The organism is Pseudomonas sp. MDT1-85 (assembly GCF_054898065.1).
Window position 1 is genome coordinate 2,071,560 of record NZ_CM142715.1, and the last position, 15,262, is coordinate 2,086,821.

Annotated in this window: 14 protein-coding genes; all 14 read left to right on the forward strand. The window is 59.1% G+C overall.

Going from position 1 to position 15,262, the window contains the following annotated elements; all coding sequences use genetic code 11:
• Positions 1 to 13: 13 nt before the first annotated feature.
• The 14 genes from ACYZT2_RS09365 to ACYZT2_RS09430 all read left to right on the forward strand — a co-directional run bounded on the left by ACYZT2_RS09365 (position 14) and on the right by ACYZT2_RS09430 (position 15,098).
• Positions 14 to 2,947 (forward strand): TIGR00180 family glycosyltransferase, encoded by a 2,934-nt coding sequence (locus tag ACYZT2_RS09365; protein ID WP_461971577.1) that lies wholly within the window; start codon positions 14 to 16, stop codon positions 2,945 to 2,947.
• 30 nt (positions 2,948 to 2,977) lie between these two features.
• Complete coding sequence (gene pseB, locus ACYZT2_RS09370) at positions 2,978 to 3,979, forward strand: UDP-N-acetylglucosamine 4,6-dehydratase (inverting) (RefSeq protein ID WP_461971578.1); 1,002 nt, start codon at positions 2,978 to 2,980, stop codon at positions 3,977 to 3,979.
• The gene (gene pseC / locus ACYZT2_RS09375) at positions 3,976 to 5,148 is read left to right on the forward strand and encodes a UDP-4-amino-4,6-dideoxy-N-acetyl-beta-L-altrosamine transaminase (RefSeq protein WP_461971579.1); all 1,173 of its coding nucleotides are present in this window, start codon (positions 3,976 to 3,978) and stop codon (positions 5,146 to 5,148) included. The genes pseB and pseC overlap by 4 nt, the downstream gene beginning before the upstream one ends.
• A gap of 13 nt (positions 5,149 to 5,161) precedes the next feature.
• The gene (pseF, locus tag ACYZT2_RS09380) at positions 5,162 to 5,857 is read left to right on the forward strand and encodes a pseudaminic acid cytidylyltransferase (RefSeq protein WP_461971580.1); all 696 of its coding nucleotides are present in this window, start codon (positions 5,162 to 5,164) and stop codon (positions 5,855 to 5,857) included.
• On the forward strand, positions 5,854 to 7,353 hold the full coding sequence (gene pseG, locus ACYZT2_RS09385; protein ID WP_461971581.1) for a UDP-2,4-diacetamido-2,4,6-trideoxy-beta-L-altropyranose hydrolase: 1,500 nt from the start codon (positions 5,854 to 5,856) through the stop codon (positions 7,351 to 7,353). The genes pseF and pseG overlap by 4 nt, the downstream gene beginning before the upstream one ends.
• A complete protein-coding gene (pseI, locus tag ACYZT2_RS09390) occupies positions 7,350 to 8,402 on the forward strand; it encodes a pseudaminic acid synthase (RefSeq protein ID WP_461971582.1) in 1,053 nt (350 codons plus the stop codon). Before pseG ends, pseI begins: the two co-directional genes overlap by 4 nt.
• A 228-nt stretch (positions 8,403 to 8,630) precedes the next feature.
• Positions 8,631 to 9,557 (forward strand): ketoacyl-ACP synthase III, encoded by a 927-nt coding sequence (locus tag ACYZT2_RS09395; RefSeq protein WP_461971583.1) that lies wholly within the window; start codon positions 8,631 to 8,633, stop codon positions 9,555 to 9,557.
• 96 nt (positions 9,558 to 9,653) lie between these two features.
• Complete coding sequence (locus ACYZT2_RS09400) at positions 9,654 to 10,946, forward strand: motility associated factor glycosyltransferase family protein (protein ID WP_461971584.1); 1,293 nt, start codon at positions 9,654 to 9,656, stop codon at positions 10,944 to 10,946.
• A complete protein-coding gene (locus ACYZT2_RS09405) occupies positions 10,943 to 11,212 on the forward strand; it encodes a hypothetical protein (protein ID WP_461971585.1) in 270 nt (89 codons plus the stop codon). Before ACYZT2_RS09400 ends, ACYZT2_RS09405 begins: the two co-directional genes overlap by 4 nt.
• A gap of 253 nt (positions 11,213 to 11,465) precedes the next feature.
• Positions 11,466 to 12,317 (forward strand): flagellin domain-containing protein, encoded by an 852-nt coding sequence (locus ACYZT2_RS09410; RefSeq protein ID WP_347803248.1) that lies wholly within the window; start codon positions 11,466 to 11,468, stop codon positions 12,315 to 12,317.
• A gap of 72 nt (positions 12,318 to 12,389) precedes the next feature.
• The gene (locus tag ACYZT2_RS09415) at positions 12,390 to 12,755 is read left to right on the forward strand and encodes a flagellar protein FlaG (protein WP_347803249.1); all 366 of its coding nucleotides are present in this window, start codon (positions 12,390 to 12,392) and stop codon (positions 12,753 to 12,755) included.
• Positions 12,756 to 12,837: 82 nt separating this feature from the next.
• Positions 12,838 to 14,268, forward strand: a complete 1,431-nt coding sequence (gene fliD, locus ACYZT2_RS09420) for a flagellar filament capping protein FliD (RefSeq protein WP_461971586.1) — start codon at positions 12,838 to 12,840, stop codon at positions 14,266 to 14,268.
• Positions 14,269 to 14,395: 127 nt separating this feature from the next.
• Positions 14,396 to 14,791 (forward strand): flagellar export chaperone FliS, encoded by a 396-nt coding sequence (fliS, locus tag ACYZT2_RS09425; RefSeq protein WP_461971587.1) that lies wholly within the window; start codon positions 14,396 to 14,398, stop codon positions 14,789 to 14,791.
• A 10-nt stretch (positions 14,792 to 14,801) separates the two neighbouring features.
• A complete protein-coding gene (locus tag ACYZT2_RS09430; RefSeq protein WP_052966715.1) occupies positions 14,802 to 15,098 on the forward strand; it encodes a hypothetical protein in 297 nt (98 codons plus the stop codon).
• Positions 15,099 to 15,262 lie beyond the last annotated feature (164 nt).

Below are 15,262 nucleotides of genomic sequence, written 5' to 3' on the forward strand. Positions count from 1 at the left end.
TGGGGATAGAAAGATGCAGGTTCAAAACAGTGCTCAAAACAACGTTGCGCCGCTGAACGAGCGGTTTACGGTGGTGGTGATTTCCCACAACCGGAACGCGTTCCTGCGGCGCACCTTGCAGTACTACAGCAGCTATCCCTGCACGGTTCTGGTTCTGGACTCGTCCGTCGAGGGTGATGAAAACATGGCCCGGGACTTCCCGTCGGTCGACTATCGCCACTTGCCGCAGTACACCTACAAGGGCTTGCAGGAAAAACTCACTTACGGTGTCAATCAGGTCACCACGCCGTACATGGTGTTCGCCGCCGATGACGACTTCCTGCTGCACCGCGCACTGACCGAGTCGGTGGAGTTTCTTGAAGCCAATCCCGACTACGGCCTGTGCCATGGCTACGGGATCATGTACCTGAGCCGCGCCACTGAAGTGAACTATTTCCGTCGCGATCGCAAGGTGCATGAGGACTACAACTCAGAGCTGGCCGAGGACCGGGTCGTGCGGTTCATGGACAATTTCCTGCCGCCGTTCTATGCGGTGACCCGTACCGATTTGCTGCAACAGTGGTACAGCCTGCTACCACCAGGCACCGGTTTCGAATGGCAGGAAATTGGCCACACCTTCTACCTGCTAGCCTGCGCCAAGGCGCGGATTCTGCCGATTCCGTTCGCCGTGCGGGAAATGAATTACGGCGCTTCGGACCACAACACCAACGTGTTGACGGTGCTGACGTTCAAGGATGCGAAAACCGTCGCCGAGCGCGAGCAGTTTGCCGAGTTCCTGGCCTCTATCCCGACGCCGCTCAGCGACAAGGGGCCGGTCCAGGCCAAGCAGATCGCCCTGGACAGTTTTGCCGCCATGGCCGATTGTCTGATCGAAGGTCGCTCGCTCAAAGGCACCATGATTATTCGCTCGGCCTGGCGCGGGGCGGGGGAAGAGCCGATTCGCTCGTTCGGCCCTGAGCAATTCGTCGAAATGCCGTTCTACAACAAACGGGTGTTCGATCTGCTGACCGAGTTCGAATTCCTGCTGCACGCCATGCCTGCCGGTCGCCTGCAAATTCAGGAGCTGGAAGGCATCCTGCTCAAGCAGCATGAGCTGATGCGCGTTCACCCCAACGACACCGATCGCACCCTGCGCAGCCGGTTGTGGGAGGCCTTGAGCCTGAACGTGTTCAATCGGGCTGTGGTCAAGCGCCTGGCGGAGTCGTTGAAGGACAGCGAAGAGCCGGAAGAAGGCCTCAAGCTGCAAGCCTGGGCCGAGCGACTGGACGCTGTACCGGGTCAGCAAGACCGCCGGCTGTTCGAAAACATGCCGTCCGGCCGGTTGCTGAACTGGCTCGACGCGCGCAACCCGGATGCTGCGCAGCTCAAGGCGATTGCCGCGCATTTGGCCAAACACAACGGTGGTCCGCAGTTCGGCATTCTGTTGCTGGATCTGGACGCCGACATGGTCAAGTTGCAGGCGACCTTCGACAGCCTGGTCGGTGGCCACTGCAAGGCGTTCAACCTGGTGGTGTTCACCACCGGTGATTTACCGGCGACCACCACCGTGCGTGACACCGTGCACTTCGTCAAAGTCACCAGCACCAATTACGTCGAGCGCATCAACCAGATCGTCGCTCAGTCCGCTGCCGACTGGCTGCTGCTGGCCGAGGCCGGTGACCAGTTCATCGCTAGCGGGTTGCTGCGCACCAGCCTTGAACTGACCGGCGCCGAGGGTGTGCGTGCGGTGGCGATGGACGAAATTCAGCGTCAAGCCAACGGTGCTCTGGTGGATGTGTTCCGCCCCGGGGTCAACTTCGACCTGCTGCAAACCGTGCCGTCGCTGATGGCGCGGCACTGGTTGATTCAGCGTGATGTGTTGGCTCAGGCCAAAGGTTTCTCGACCGAGTACCCTCAGGCTCTGGAGTTCGATCTGTTGCTGCGTCTGATCAAGGACGGTGGCCTGGCAGGGCTGGCGCATCTGGCTGAGCCCTTGCTGATTTGCGAGGCCCCGGTGGAGCAGGAAAATGTTCAGGAACGCCAGGTGCTGACCCGCTCTCTGGGCGCGCGGGGTTATCGCGCTCAGGTCAGTTCGGCACTGCCGCTGACTTACCAGATCGACTATCAACACGCCGGGCGACCGCTGGTGTCGATCATCCTCCAGAGCCAGGACAACCTTGAGTCTCTGCAACGAGCATTGGTCAGCGTGCTGCAACGCACCCGCTACCAGCGCCATGAAGTGCTGATCGCCGACAACCACAGCCAGTCTGAAGAACTGGCAACCTGGTTGAGCAGCCTTGAAGGCAAGGGCGATCGTATCCGCGTCCTGCGTAGCGGTCATCGCTTGAGTACATCGGCACTGAACAACTTCGCGTGCGCCGAAGCCAAGGGTGATTACCTGGTGCTGTTGTCGGCCGAATCCGAAGTGGTCAATGCCAACTGGCTCGAGAGCCTGGTCAACCAGGCCCAGCGCCCGGAAGTCGGCATCGTTGGCGCCAAACTGATGGACATTCGTGGCGTCACCACCCACGCCGGGTTGGTCCTCGGTTTGAATGGCGATATCGGCTCGGTCTTTGTCGGCGAACGTAAAGACGCCAAGGGCTACCTCAATGGCCATCAAGTGGAGCAGAACTATTCGGCGGTTTCCGGTGCATGCCTGATGATTCGCAAGGATTTGTATGAGGCGGTCGGAGGCCTGGACGAAGAGCATTTCGACGAGGACTTCGCTGATGTCGACCTGTGCCTGAAAGTCGCCGATGCCGGTTACCTCGTTGTCTGGACGCCACAAGCGCAACTGCTGCACCCGGGCGTGCTGCCTGAGGCAACCCAGGCTCGTGCCGCCCTGCGTGACAAGTGGCAGGCGCGCTTCGAGCAGGACCCGGCCTACAACCAGAACCTGGCCTTGACCGGCAAGGGCTTTACTCTCAGCGAACCGACCAGCGTGAACTGGGCGCAGTTGCTCGCATAAGCCTGGCTGACAGGTAAAAGGACTCAAGGCATGTTCAACGGTAAATCGATTTTCATCTCCGGCGGCACCGGCTCGTTCGGGCGCAACTTCATCCGCCGGCTGCTGGAGCAATACCAGCCCAAGCGCGTGGTGGTGTTTTCCCGCGATGAGCTCAAGCAGTACGAGATGCAGCAGACGTTCAACGCACCGTGCATGCGTTACTTCATCGGTGATGTGCGCGACGCCGAGCGTTTGCGCCAGGCCATGCGCGGTATCGATTACGTGGTGCATGCCGCAGCCTTGAAACAAGTGCCGGCGGCGGAATACAACCCCACCGAATGCATTCGCACCAACGTCAACGGCGCGGAAAATATCATTGCCGCGGCCATCGATAACGGCGTGAAAAAAGTCGTCGCGCTGTCCACCGACAAGGCCGCCAGCCCGATCAACCTGTACGGCGCGACCAAGCTGCTGTCAGACAAACTGTTCGTGGCCGCCAACAACATTGCCGGCGAACAGCAGACCCGTTTTGCCGTGGTGCGCTACGGCAACGTCGCCGGCTCACGGGGTTCGGTGGTGCCGTTCTTCAGCAAACTGATTGCCGAGGGCGCCAAAGAGCTGCCGATCACCGATGAGCGCATGACGCGCTTCTGGATCACCCTCGATCACGGTGTGAAGTTTGTGCTCGACAGTTTCGCCCGCATGCACGGCGGTGAAGTGTTTGTGCCGAAGATCCCGTCGATTCGCATCGTCGATCTGGCACTGGGCATGGCTGAACATTTGCCGCACAAGAACGTCGGCATTCGTCCGGGGGAAAAACTCCATGAACTGATGGTGCCGCTGGACGACGCGCGCATGACCCTGGAATTCGATGATCACTACACCATTCAGCCGTCGATTCGTTTCACCAGCGTCGACGTGGATTTTGCCGTGGACAAACTGGGCGAGCAGGGTCGGCCGGTGAGCGAAGATTTCGAGTACCGCTCCGACACCAACCCGCACTTCCTGTCGGTCGGCCAGATCGCTGACCTGCACGCGGAGCTGTCGGCATGATTCCGTATGGTCGGCAAAGCCTCGATCAGGCAGACATCGACGCGGTGGTTGCCGTGTTGCAGTCCGACTGGCTGACGCAAGGGCCGACCATCGAGCGTTTCGAACAGGCCATGGCCGAGCGTTGCCAGGCCGATTTCGCGGTGGCGGTGTGCAATGCCACGGCGGCGTTGCACATTGCCTGTCTCGCCGCCGGCCTCGGGCCGGGCGATCGGTTATGGACCACGCCGAACACCTTTTTGGCCTCGGCTAATTGCGGTCGCTACTGCGGTGCCGAGGTCGATTTTGTCGACATCGATCCGCTGACCTGGAACCTCGACGCCTACACCTTGGCGTCGAAGCTTGAGATCGCCGAGCGCGACGGCAAACTACCGAAAGTGTTGGTGGCGGTGGCGTTCTCCGGGCAGAGCTGCGATATGCGCATGATCGCCGAATTGGCCGAGCGCTATGGTTTTACGGTGATCGAGGATGCCTCCCACGCGGTCGGCGCGTCCTATGCCGGGCGTCCTGTGGGTTGCGGCGAATTCGCCGCCATGACGGTGTTCAGTTTCCACCCGGTGAAGATTATCACCAGCGCCGAAGGCGGCATGGTGCTGACCAATCGCCCGGAACTGGCCGAACGCTTGCAGCGCCTGCGCAGCCACGGCATGACCCGTGACCCCGAGCAGATGACTGAACCCAGCCATGGTCCCTGGTACTACCAGCAAGTGGAGCTGGGCTTCAATTACCGGATCACCGACCTGCAAGCGGCTCTCGGTCTGTCACAGCTGAACAAGCTCGATGGTTTCACCGAGCGTCGGCGTGAGCTGGCGGCGCGTTATGAGCGGTTGCTGGCGTACTTGCCGCTGACCTTGCCCGGCGCGCAGCCGGAGGCCGAGTCGGCGTGGCATCTGTACGTGGTGCGCTTGCAGCCGGAGCGAATCAACCTCAGCCATCGACAGGTGTTCGAAGGCTTGCGAGCGGCCGGGGTGGGTGTGAACCTGCACTATATTCCGCTGCACTTGCAGCCGTACTATCGCGACTTGGGTTTTGCCGAGGGGGATTTCCCCCAGGCCGAACGTTATTACGCCGAGGCCATCAGCCTGCCGCTGTTTCCTCTGCTGAGCGATGAACAACAGGATTATGTGGTCGAGCAATTGCGACGGCTGATCCTTGAGGGCGTAGCGACTTGAGGAGTAGTGACTCTTGAGCAGTGTTGCGATCATTCCGGCCCGCGGTGGCAGCAAGCGAATCCCGCGCAAGAACCTCAAGCCGTTCGACGGTGTGCCGATGATCGTCCGTTCGATTCGCACGGCGCTGGAGTCGAACCTGTTCGACCAGGTGATCGTCAGCACCGACGATGAAGAGATCGCCGAGGTCGCACGGGCCCATGGGGCTCAAGTGCCGTTCATGCGCCCCGCGGCGCTTGCCGACGATTTCACCGGGACCGCAGCGGTGATCGTGCATGCCTTGAAGCAATTGCCAGCGTTCGACTATGCGTGCTGCATCTACGCGACGGCGCCGTTGTTGCAGGCACGTTATCTGCGTCAGGGGCATGAGTTGCTCGTGCAGCATCCAGAAAAGTCTTTTGCGTTTTCAGTCGCCGGTTTTGGCTTCCCGTTACAACGGGCCTTGACCCTGGACGAGCAGGGCGCCTTGACTTCGCTCTACCCGGAATTTCGCGAGACCCGTTCCCAGGACTTGCCCGAAGCCTTTCAAGACGCCGGCCAGTTCTACTGGGGGCGCAGCGAGGCCTGGTTGCGTGGCGATGTGCTGTTCTCGCCGGCAAGCCTGCCGGTGATTCTGCCGCGGCATCTGGTGCAGGACATCGACACGCTTGAGGACTGGACGCGTGCCGAATACCTTTACGCCGCTCTCAAGGCCGGTGGAGAACTGCAATGAGAGTGCTGATCCGCGCCGACGCGTCGCCGACCATCGGCAGCGGCCATATTGCCCGTTGCCTGACCCTGGCCAGGGTGTTGCGCAAGCAGGGCGCGCACGTTGCTTTCGCCTGTCGTCTGTTGCCCGGGCATCGACTGGACAGCCTGCAAGCCGAGGGTTTCGCGACGTTCGCGCTGGCGCAGCGTTATCCCGATGAAGACCCACAGCAGGCCATCGAGTCGATGCTGCCGTGGCAGGCGGACATTGCAGCGCTGGGGCAAGCATTGGAAAGTCATCCGGCTTTCGACTGGATCATCGTCGACCACTATGGACTCGACCATCATTGGCAGACCGCCGCGCGCCGCTGGGCTCCACGAATCGCGGCGGTGGACGATTTGGCCACTCGGCAATACAGCGTCGATCTGCTGCTCAATCAAAATCTGTCGGGCACACCAGAGGCTTATGCCTCACTGCTGACGCCCGATTGCCAGACTTTGCTCGGCCCACGGTTTGCCTTGCTGCGCGATGAGTTCTGTTGCCCGGCGATCGAGATCAAACCTCGAGCCAGGCGCGTGCTGGTGAACTTCGGCGGTTTCGATGCGGCCATGCAGACCCACCACGCGATGTTGGCGCTGGCGGACTTCCATGAGCTGGAAATCGATTTCGTGGCGGGGGCCGACAATCCGGCCCTGGAGCAGATGCAGAGTCTGGTGGACTATCGCCCGAACTGGCGCCTGCACAGTTTTGTCAGCGATTTCTACCAGTTGATGACCGAGGCCGACCTGTTTATCGGTGCCGGTGGCGGTACCAGTTGGGAGCGGGCGGCGATGGGGCTGCCGACGATCTGCATTGCGGTCTCGAATAATCAGCAGGCCAACGGCGAGGTGATGGCGGCCTCGGGTGCTCATGTGTTCATGGGCAACCGCGAGCAGGTCAGCGTCGAGCATTTGCGCCAGGCCATCGTTTTTGTCATGGGCAATCAGGGGATTCGTCAGAGTCTGGCCGAGCGCTCGCGGCAGTTGGTCGATGGCCGTGGGGCGCAGCGGGTGGCGGCAGCGCTGGCAGGGGCGGTGTTGCAGGTTCGTCAGACCACTCAGGATGATGCGCAGTTGTTGTTCGACGGGCGCAATGCCGAAGCGGTACGGCGTTGGTCGCTGGACACGCACGTCATCGACTGGCAACGGCATCAAGCCTGGCTGGCCGCGAGCCTGAACGATCCGCGGCGGTTGCTGTTGATCGCCGAGACGGATGACGGCCCGGTCGGTGTGCTGCGTTATGACCTCGACGAGGCTCGGGCCGAAGTCTCGATTTATCTATTCGAAGGCCGATTTGGCCTGGGCTGGGGCAGGGCGCTGCTGGCGCGGGGCGAAGCCTTCGTCACCGCTCATTGGCCGCGACTGGAAACGATCACCGCTCAGGTGCTGCCGGCCAACCAAGCGTCGCTGAAAGTTTTCCGCGAGGCAGGCTTCACTCAGAGTGCTTGTGCGTTCACACGCGTTTTAAAGGATCACCCATGACGAGTTTCAAGATCGGCAACCGCTCCATCGGTGCCGATGCGCCGCCGTTCATCATTGCCGAGATGAGCGGCAACCATAACCAGTCGCTGGACGTTGCGCTGCAAATCGTCGAAGCCGCGGCCAAGGCCGGCGCGCATGCCTTGAAGCTGCAAACCTATACCGCCGAGACCATGACCCTGGACCTGTCCGAAGGCGAGTTCTTCATCAAGGACCCTAACAGCCTGTGGGCCGGTTCTTCGCTGTACGCGCTGTACGAGAAGGCCCATACGCCATGGGAATGGCACGCGCCGATTTTCGCCCGGGCCAAAGAGCTGGGCATGCTGGCGTTCTCCACACCGTTCGACGACACCGCGGTCGACTTCCTCGAAAGCCTGGACGTGCCGGCCTACAAAATCGCCAGTTTCGAGAACACCGATCTGCCGTTGATCCGACGAGTCGCTGCCACCGGCAAGCCGCTGATCATCTCCACTGGCATGGCCAACATCGCCGAACTCGACGAAACCGTGCGCGCCGCCCGTGAGGCCGGTTGCAAGGACCTGGTGTTGCTCAAGTGCACCAGCACGTACCCGGCGACACCAGCTAATAGCAATGTGCGCACCATCCCTCATCTGCGCGAGTTGTTTGGCTGTGAAGTCGGTTTGTCCGATCATTCGATGGGCGTCGGAGTGTCCGTCGCCGCGGTAGCGCTGGGGGCGACGGTGGTGGAAAAACATTTCACCCTCGACCGTGCTGCCGGTGGTGTGGACGCCAGTTTCTCCCTGGAGCCGGCTGAACTCGCCAGCCTGGTGATTGAAACCGAACGCGCCTGGCAGGCGATGGGCCAGGTGCATTACGGCGTGACCGAGGCCGAGCGCAAGTCTCTGGTATACCGCCGTTCGCTGTATGTCACTCAGGACATGGCCGCCGGTGAGCCATTCACCGTCGCCAATCTGCGGGCCATCCGTCCTGGCCTGGGGCTGGCCCCCAAACACGCTGAAACCCTTCTGGGCCGCCGCGCCCGCCAGGCCATCAAGCGCGGAACGCCGCTGGACTGGTCGCTGGTCGAATAACGCTTGGGGGGCTGATTCGGCGAAATAGCGTGACCTGCGAGTCATAACGCGCATCTTCACTGTATTGTATAAAAAGGGGAGATGGCGCCTGGACTGTTTTTAGCCCAGTGATGGCCTTTTATTCTTCCCGCTGTCACCCCGTTGAGGGCGACGTTATTCGTTGTTTGTCGGCGCCCCTCGATTCCTTGCGAGCGGTGGTATTGGGCTGTTTATTATTGGGAAGCCGTAATGATTGGCATAAAGAGCATTGCGAGCTACGTTCCTGTAGCCGGCGTGGACAATTACGCACAAGGTGCAAAATTCGAAAAGGATGAAGAATTCATCCTGGGCAAGATCGGTTCGGCCTTCCTGCCGCGCAAAGATGCCGGGCAAGAAACTTCGGACCTGTGTGTCGAAGCAGTCAACGCGCTGTTCGCCAACAATCCCGAATTGAAGCGTGAAGCCATCGACGTGCTGATCGTCGTTACCCAGAACGGTGACGAAGAAGGCCTGCCACACACCGCCGCCATCGTTCAGGACAAACTGGGCCTGCCGACCACCGTGGCCGCGTTCGATATTTCCCTGGGCTGCTCCGGTTACGTCTACGGCATTTACGCCATCAAGGGTTTCATGGAAGCCGCGGGCCTGAAGAATGGCTTGCTGGTGACTGCTGATCCGTACTCGAAGATCGTCGACCCGGAAGACCGCAACACCACGATGCTCTTCGGCGATGCCGCCACCGCCACGTGGATGGGCGAAAACGCGCCATGGCAGCTGGGCAAGGCCAAGTTCGGCACCGACGGTTCCGGCGCGCCGCACCTGAAGGTTTCCGACGGGGTGTTCTTCATGAACGGCCGTCAGGTCTTCAACTTCGCGCTGCTCAAAGTGCCGGCGCATTTGCACGAGTTGCTCGCTGACTCGGGTCTGAAGGCTGACGATATCGATGCCTTCTGCATTCACCAGGGCAGCGCGGCCATTGTCGACGCCGTGGCGCGGCGTTTCGAGGGCGAGCCCGAGAAGTTCATCAAGGACATGGTCGAGACCGGCAATACCGTGTCGTCGAGCATTCCGCTGCTGCTGGAAAAACACGTGCTGGACTCGAAGTGGAAGCGCGTTGCGCTGAGTGGTTTTGGGGTAGGACTGTCCTGGGGTTCGGCGATCATCTATCGCCCTTGAATCTCGCCTCTTGGTCAAAGAAAGCCAGGCACAAAAAAAGCGTTCAAGGTGTAACCTTGAGCGCTATTTTTTTGCCCGAATGAAAAGCGAGGCTCCATGAGTGAGTTCTTTGAGCGCAACGTCGACATCATACAGCGCCGCTGGCCGCAGCTGTCGGCGCGCGTGCTGGTTGAAGACGCGAGCCTGTTGCAGGCCGATCTGGTCGAGGGCTTGGGCTCGACGTTGAGCATCAACGGCATCCAGCTGACCAGTCGCCACGACCGCAGCCACGAAGCCATGTTTCAGGCCGACAGCTTGCCCATCGACAGCCCGGTGGTGCATGTCTACGGTACCGGGCTTGGCGATCTGCAAATGGAGTTGCTGCAGCGCGCTGGACTTGAACGGTTGTACGTACACATCCTCAACGGCGCGGTGTTTGCCTTGGTGCTGCAACTGCTTGATCAGCAGCAGTGGCTGAACGATCCACGAGTCGAGCTGCTGTATGCCGGCGATCTTGCGGAAATCCAGTTGCCGTTCTTCGCGTTGCCGTCCGAGTTGGTCCTGGCCGATGACTTCAATGCGAAGATCCGTGATCGTCTGATCAGCGAAACCCACTTGACCTTCAATAACCGTGAATTCGATCCGCAGGCCCCGGACATCGCCGAGCGTTTGCAGGCGAGTCTGGAGCTTGTGCAAACCGATCGCGATGTGGCCGAGTTGTTCGGTTCGCGCAGGGGGCAGGAGGTGTTCGTCATTGCCACAGGCCCGAGCCTTGAACTGCACTTCGAGACCTTGCGCGCGATTCGCAATCAGGTCGAGCGACCGTTGTTCATCTGTGTTGATACCGCCTACCGACCGCTGCTTGATCACGGAATTCGCCCCGACGTCGTGGTCAGCATCGACCAACGCATCTCGGCCCGGCACCTGCCACCTGAAGGCACGGCCGACATCACCCTGGCGTACATGCCCATGGTCGATCCCCGGGTGCTTGAAGCCTGGCAGGGACCGCGTTATGCCGGTTACTCCGCCAGCCCGATTTACCAACAGCTGCGTCGGCAATGGCCCAAGGGCGAGCTGTATGTTGGCGGCAGCGTGATTCATCCGGCGGTAGACCTGGCGGTGAAGATGGGCGCGGCGCAGATCACCTTGTTCGGTGCCGACTTCGCCTTCCCCAATGACAAGACCCATGCCGGCTGGAACGATGGCGACCTGGGACCACAACTTGGGGCAGCCAAACAGTGGGTGCTCGATGGTCATGGTCAACGCGTCAAAACCCAGCTCAACTTCCGCAGTTATCTGTGTGAGCTGGAGCGATTTATCGCCGGGCATCCACAGGTGCGCTTCTATAACAGCAGTCGGGCAGGGGCGTTGATCGCCGGTACGGCTTTTCATCCGGAGTTGGCGCCATGAGCGGCCTTGAATCCTTTGTCGTCGACTCACAGCACTGTGCCGCCTTGTTCCGTTTGGGGTGTGATGTAGAAGCGGGACTGGCAATGATCGAGTTGATCGGAGCGGCGCAGCCCTCCTTTGATCGGCTGCCGCAGGCTATTCAGCAGCAGTGGGTGCTGTTGCTCGGCCAAATGCTCGAGTGTCAGGAGGCGCAGAACTGGCTGGCGCTGGCGGACTACCTGGAATACGAACTGGTCCGGTTGCTGCGCGGCAGTCTGTCCATTTAAGCAATTTCTCTTCTGCCGGTGCAGGCGAGCCCTCGCCAATTCGTCACCGGCATTTCCCTGACGTCATTTTTTCGCTGCGCTCACGCTGGCGAACCCTTGAATTACGGGGGGTGGCAACGTGATGGCAAATTTTTTTGAAAATCCCCTAAAGCAAGTTGCAATCCCGACGATAACTATTACGAAGGTTCTCTAGGCCATACCCGGCGGTTGCCAGGGCCGGAAGCCGCAGTACCCAACCAACGAGGAATTCGTCATGGCTTTAACAGTAAACACTAACGTTACATCGTTGAACGTTCAGAAAAACCTGAACCGTGCTTCCGACGCTTTGTCGACTTCGATGACTCGCCTGTCTTCCGGTCTGAAAATCAACAGCGCTAAAGACGACGCCGCGGGCCTGCAAATCGCTACCCGTATGACTTCGCAGATCCGTGGTCAGACCATGGCTATAAAAAACGCCAACGACGGTATCTCGATCGCTCAGACCGCTGAAGGCGCGATGCAAGAATCGACCAACATTCTGCAGCGTATGCGTGAACTGGCTGTTCAATCGCGAAACGACTCGAACGGCACTGCTGACCGTGCTGCTCTGAACAAAGAATTCGCTTCGATGTCGGACGAGCTGACTCGTATCGCCAAGTCGACCAACCTGAACGGCAAAAACCTGATCGACGGCACCGCTGGCACCATGACCTTCCAGGTGGGTTCCAACACCGGCGCTACCAACCAGATCACTCTGACCTTGGCCAGCGGCTTCGACGCAGTGACCCTCTCGGTTGACAAGGCTACCGTTCAGATCACTGGTGACAGCTCGGGTACCGCTGAAGCTTCGATGAACAACGCGCTGACCAAAATCGACGCCGCTCTGGCCACGATCAACTCCAGCCGTGCTGACCTCGGTGCTGCACAAAACCGTCTGACCAGCACCATCTCCAACCTGCAGAACATCAACGAAAACGCCAGTGCTGCACTGGGTCGCGTACAAGATACCGACTTCGCTTCTGAAACTGCGCAGCTGACCAAGCAACAAACTCTGCAGCAAGCTTCCACCGCAATTCTGGCCCAGGCCAACCAACTGCCATCCGCTGTACTGAAACTGCTTCAGTAATAGCTGGATGAGTTTTGGCGAGGGAGTGCGCACGTCGCGCTCCTTTGCTTTTTACTTTAAGAGGTGATGGACATGGATATGAGCGTCAAGCTGAACTTGTCTTATCCTGCGGCCAAGCAGGCGACGACTGTTGCCGATAAGCATGCGGAAAAGCCTCGAGCGGTAGTTGCTCCAGTAACTGCCGTCAAGGACGAAGGTAAGAGCGAACAGACCGAGCAGGACAAACTGAAGGTAGCTGTTCAGGAAATTGAAAAGTTCGTTCAGTCGGTCAAGCGCAATCTGGAATTCTCGATCGACGAGCCTTCGGGCAAAGTGGTCGTCAAAGTCATTGCCAGCGAATCCGGTGAGGTGATCCGTCAGATCCCCAACGAAGAAGTCCTGAAGCTGGCCAATAGTTTGAATGATGCAAGCAGCCTGTTGTTCAGCGCTAAAGTCTGACAGCTGGCACGAATTTTGTTGCTATGTTCTTTTGGGCGTTGTAGTGGTCAAAAGACCGGCGACACACTGAAGGGAGTTCCACATGGCAAGTCCAATTCTACCGGGCACGGGTTTAGGCTCCGGCCTTGATACCGGTGCTATCGTCAAAGCCTTGGTGAACGCTGACAAAGCGGCCAAGCAAGGTCAGATCGACCGTGGGACCACCACCAATACGGCGAGCATTTCCGGGATTGGTACCTTGAAGTCGCTGTTGACCACGTTCCAGAAAGCGCTGACCAATCTGGGTAGTACGACAACCCCTCAGTTCACGGGTTTTGCCGCGACGTCGTCTGATGTAAAAGTGCTGACCGCTACGTCCAGTAATGCGGCTGTCGCCGGTAACTACGTGGTCGACGTCACCAAGCTGGCCACCTCCTCGAAAGTAGCCTCTGCTGCGTTTGCCGGTGGTACAACCAGCGCGATCCCTGTGGGCACGCTGACCATCACCCAAAATGGCAAGAGCTATCCGGTTACTGTGGGCGCGGGCGCCACGCTGCAATCGGTGCGTGATTCGATCAACACCCAATATCAGTCCAGTGGTCTGAGCGCCAATATCGTGACCGACAGTTTCGGCTCGCGTCTGGTGCTGGGTTCTACTACTACTGGTGCGGGTTCCGATATTTCCGCCAGCGGTATTGCCGGTCTGGAAATCGATGGGACCGCCCCGATGGGCAGCCCTCCGACTGCCGCTTCTTCGGGGGCTATTGGCGATCCGGCCCAGGATGCGGTGTTCAGCGTCGACGGTCTGGCGATGACCAGCAAGTCCAACACCATCGACAAGACGATCTCCGGGTTGAGCCTGAGTTTGCTCACCGCCGGCAAGTCGACCGTCACCGTTGCGTCTAACAACGATGGTCTGAAGGCGTCGATCCAGAAGTTCGTCGATGCGTACAACGCCATCGCCAACGCTGTGACTTCTTTGACCAAGCCGTCCCTGGACGACGATGGCAAGCTGACTGTTGCCGCAGCATTGACTGGTGACCCGCTGCCGCGTTCGATTCTGGATTCCTTGCGTGGCCCTCTGTCCCAGACCGGTGCCGGCGACAAGCTGACCGTGCTCTCTCAGTTGGGTATCACCACCAACCAGAAGACCGGCGCACTGGATTTCGATAGCACCAAGTTCAACACCGCCATGAACGACAAGAAGCTGGGCGGTGAGGTTCAGACACTGTTCACTGGCACCAATGGTCTGATTGAGCGTATGAACAATGCGATCAAGCCTTACACCGAAGGTAAAACGGTCAATGGCAAAGCAGTCGACTCTATCCTGGACGCCCGCGCCAAGAGTCTCGATTCAACCAAGAAAAAGCTGAGCAACGACCAGGCTGCCCTGGACCGCCGAATCGAGACCTTGACTGCGGTACTGACCAAAAAGTACAACGACATGGACACCCTCGTCGGCAAGTTGAAAGCGACAGCCAGCAACATCACTTCGATGTTCGAAGCCATGGCTGCGCAGCAGAAGAACTCGTAACACTCAGAGTGCCAAAAGCCCGGCAGCGTTTTCACGCTCCGGGCTTTTGGTTTTTTGAATCTAAAGTTTTTTGGCGCGTCGTCGATACACTGGTTATACGAACCACAGAACTCTGATGAGGTACAACATGAATCCAATGTTAGCCCTTCGCCAATACCAGAAAATTGGCGCTCAGGCGCAAACCTCCGAAGCCAGCCCACATCGTCTGGTGCAGATGCTGATGGAAGGCGGCCTGGATCGTATTGCCCAGGCCAAAGGTGCGATGGAGCGCAAGGACATTCCGAACAAAGGTGTTCTGATCGGCAAGGCCATCGGCATCATCGGTGGTCTGCGTGAAGGTCTGGACCTGGAAAACCAGGCCGAATCTGTAGGTGAGCTGGATAACCTCTACACCTACATGATGAAACGCCTGGCTGAAGCCAATCTCAAGACCGATCCAAAAATCCTCGACGAAGTCGCCGATTTGCTTCGCACGGTCAAAGACGGTTGGGATGCCATTGCCGCGCCGGGTCCGCAGTTTTAAGGAGATCACCATGAGTCTTGTCTTGCAGCGAATCGAACAAACCCGCGATGCCCTCGTCGGTGCATTGGCCGAGCGCAACTGGGAAGCCATTGGTGAATTGGACCTGGCTTGCCGTTCCTGCATGGAAGACGTTTTGAGTGAAGCTTCGGTGGACGAGGCCGCGTTGCGTGACAACCTTGAGGAGTTGCTGGGGGTGTATAAACAGCTTCTGGAGGCGGCGACGGGGGAGAGGCAAGCGATAGTCGACGAGATGTCGCAGATCCACCAAGCACAGAACGCGGCAAAGGTTTACCATCTGTTTGGTTAGTTAACCCTCAGTTAATCCAAACATAGTGCGCCATAAATTTGACTGTGCACGGTTTTTTGACTTAACTAGTGGCTGGTTCCAGATTTCAGGCGTCTACAGGCATAACGTGTCTGCAAGCGTCTAGCTTGCCCCTCATTTTGGGCATTGAGTTGACTAGGGAAGTT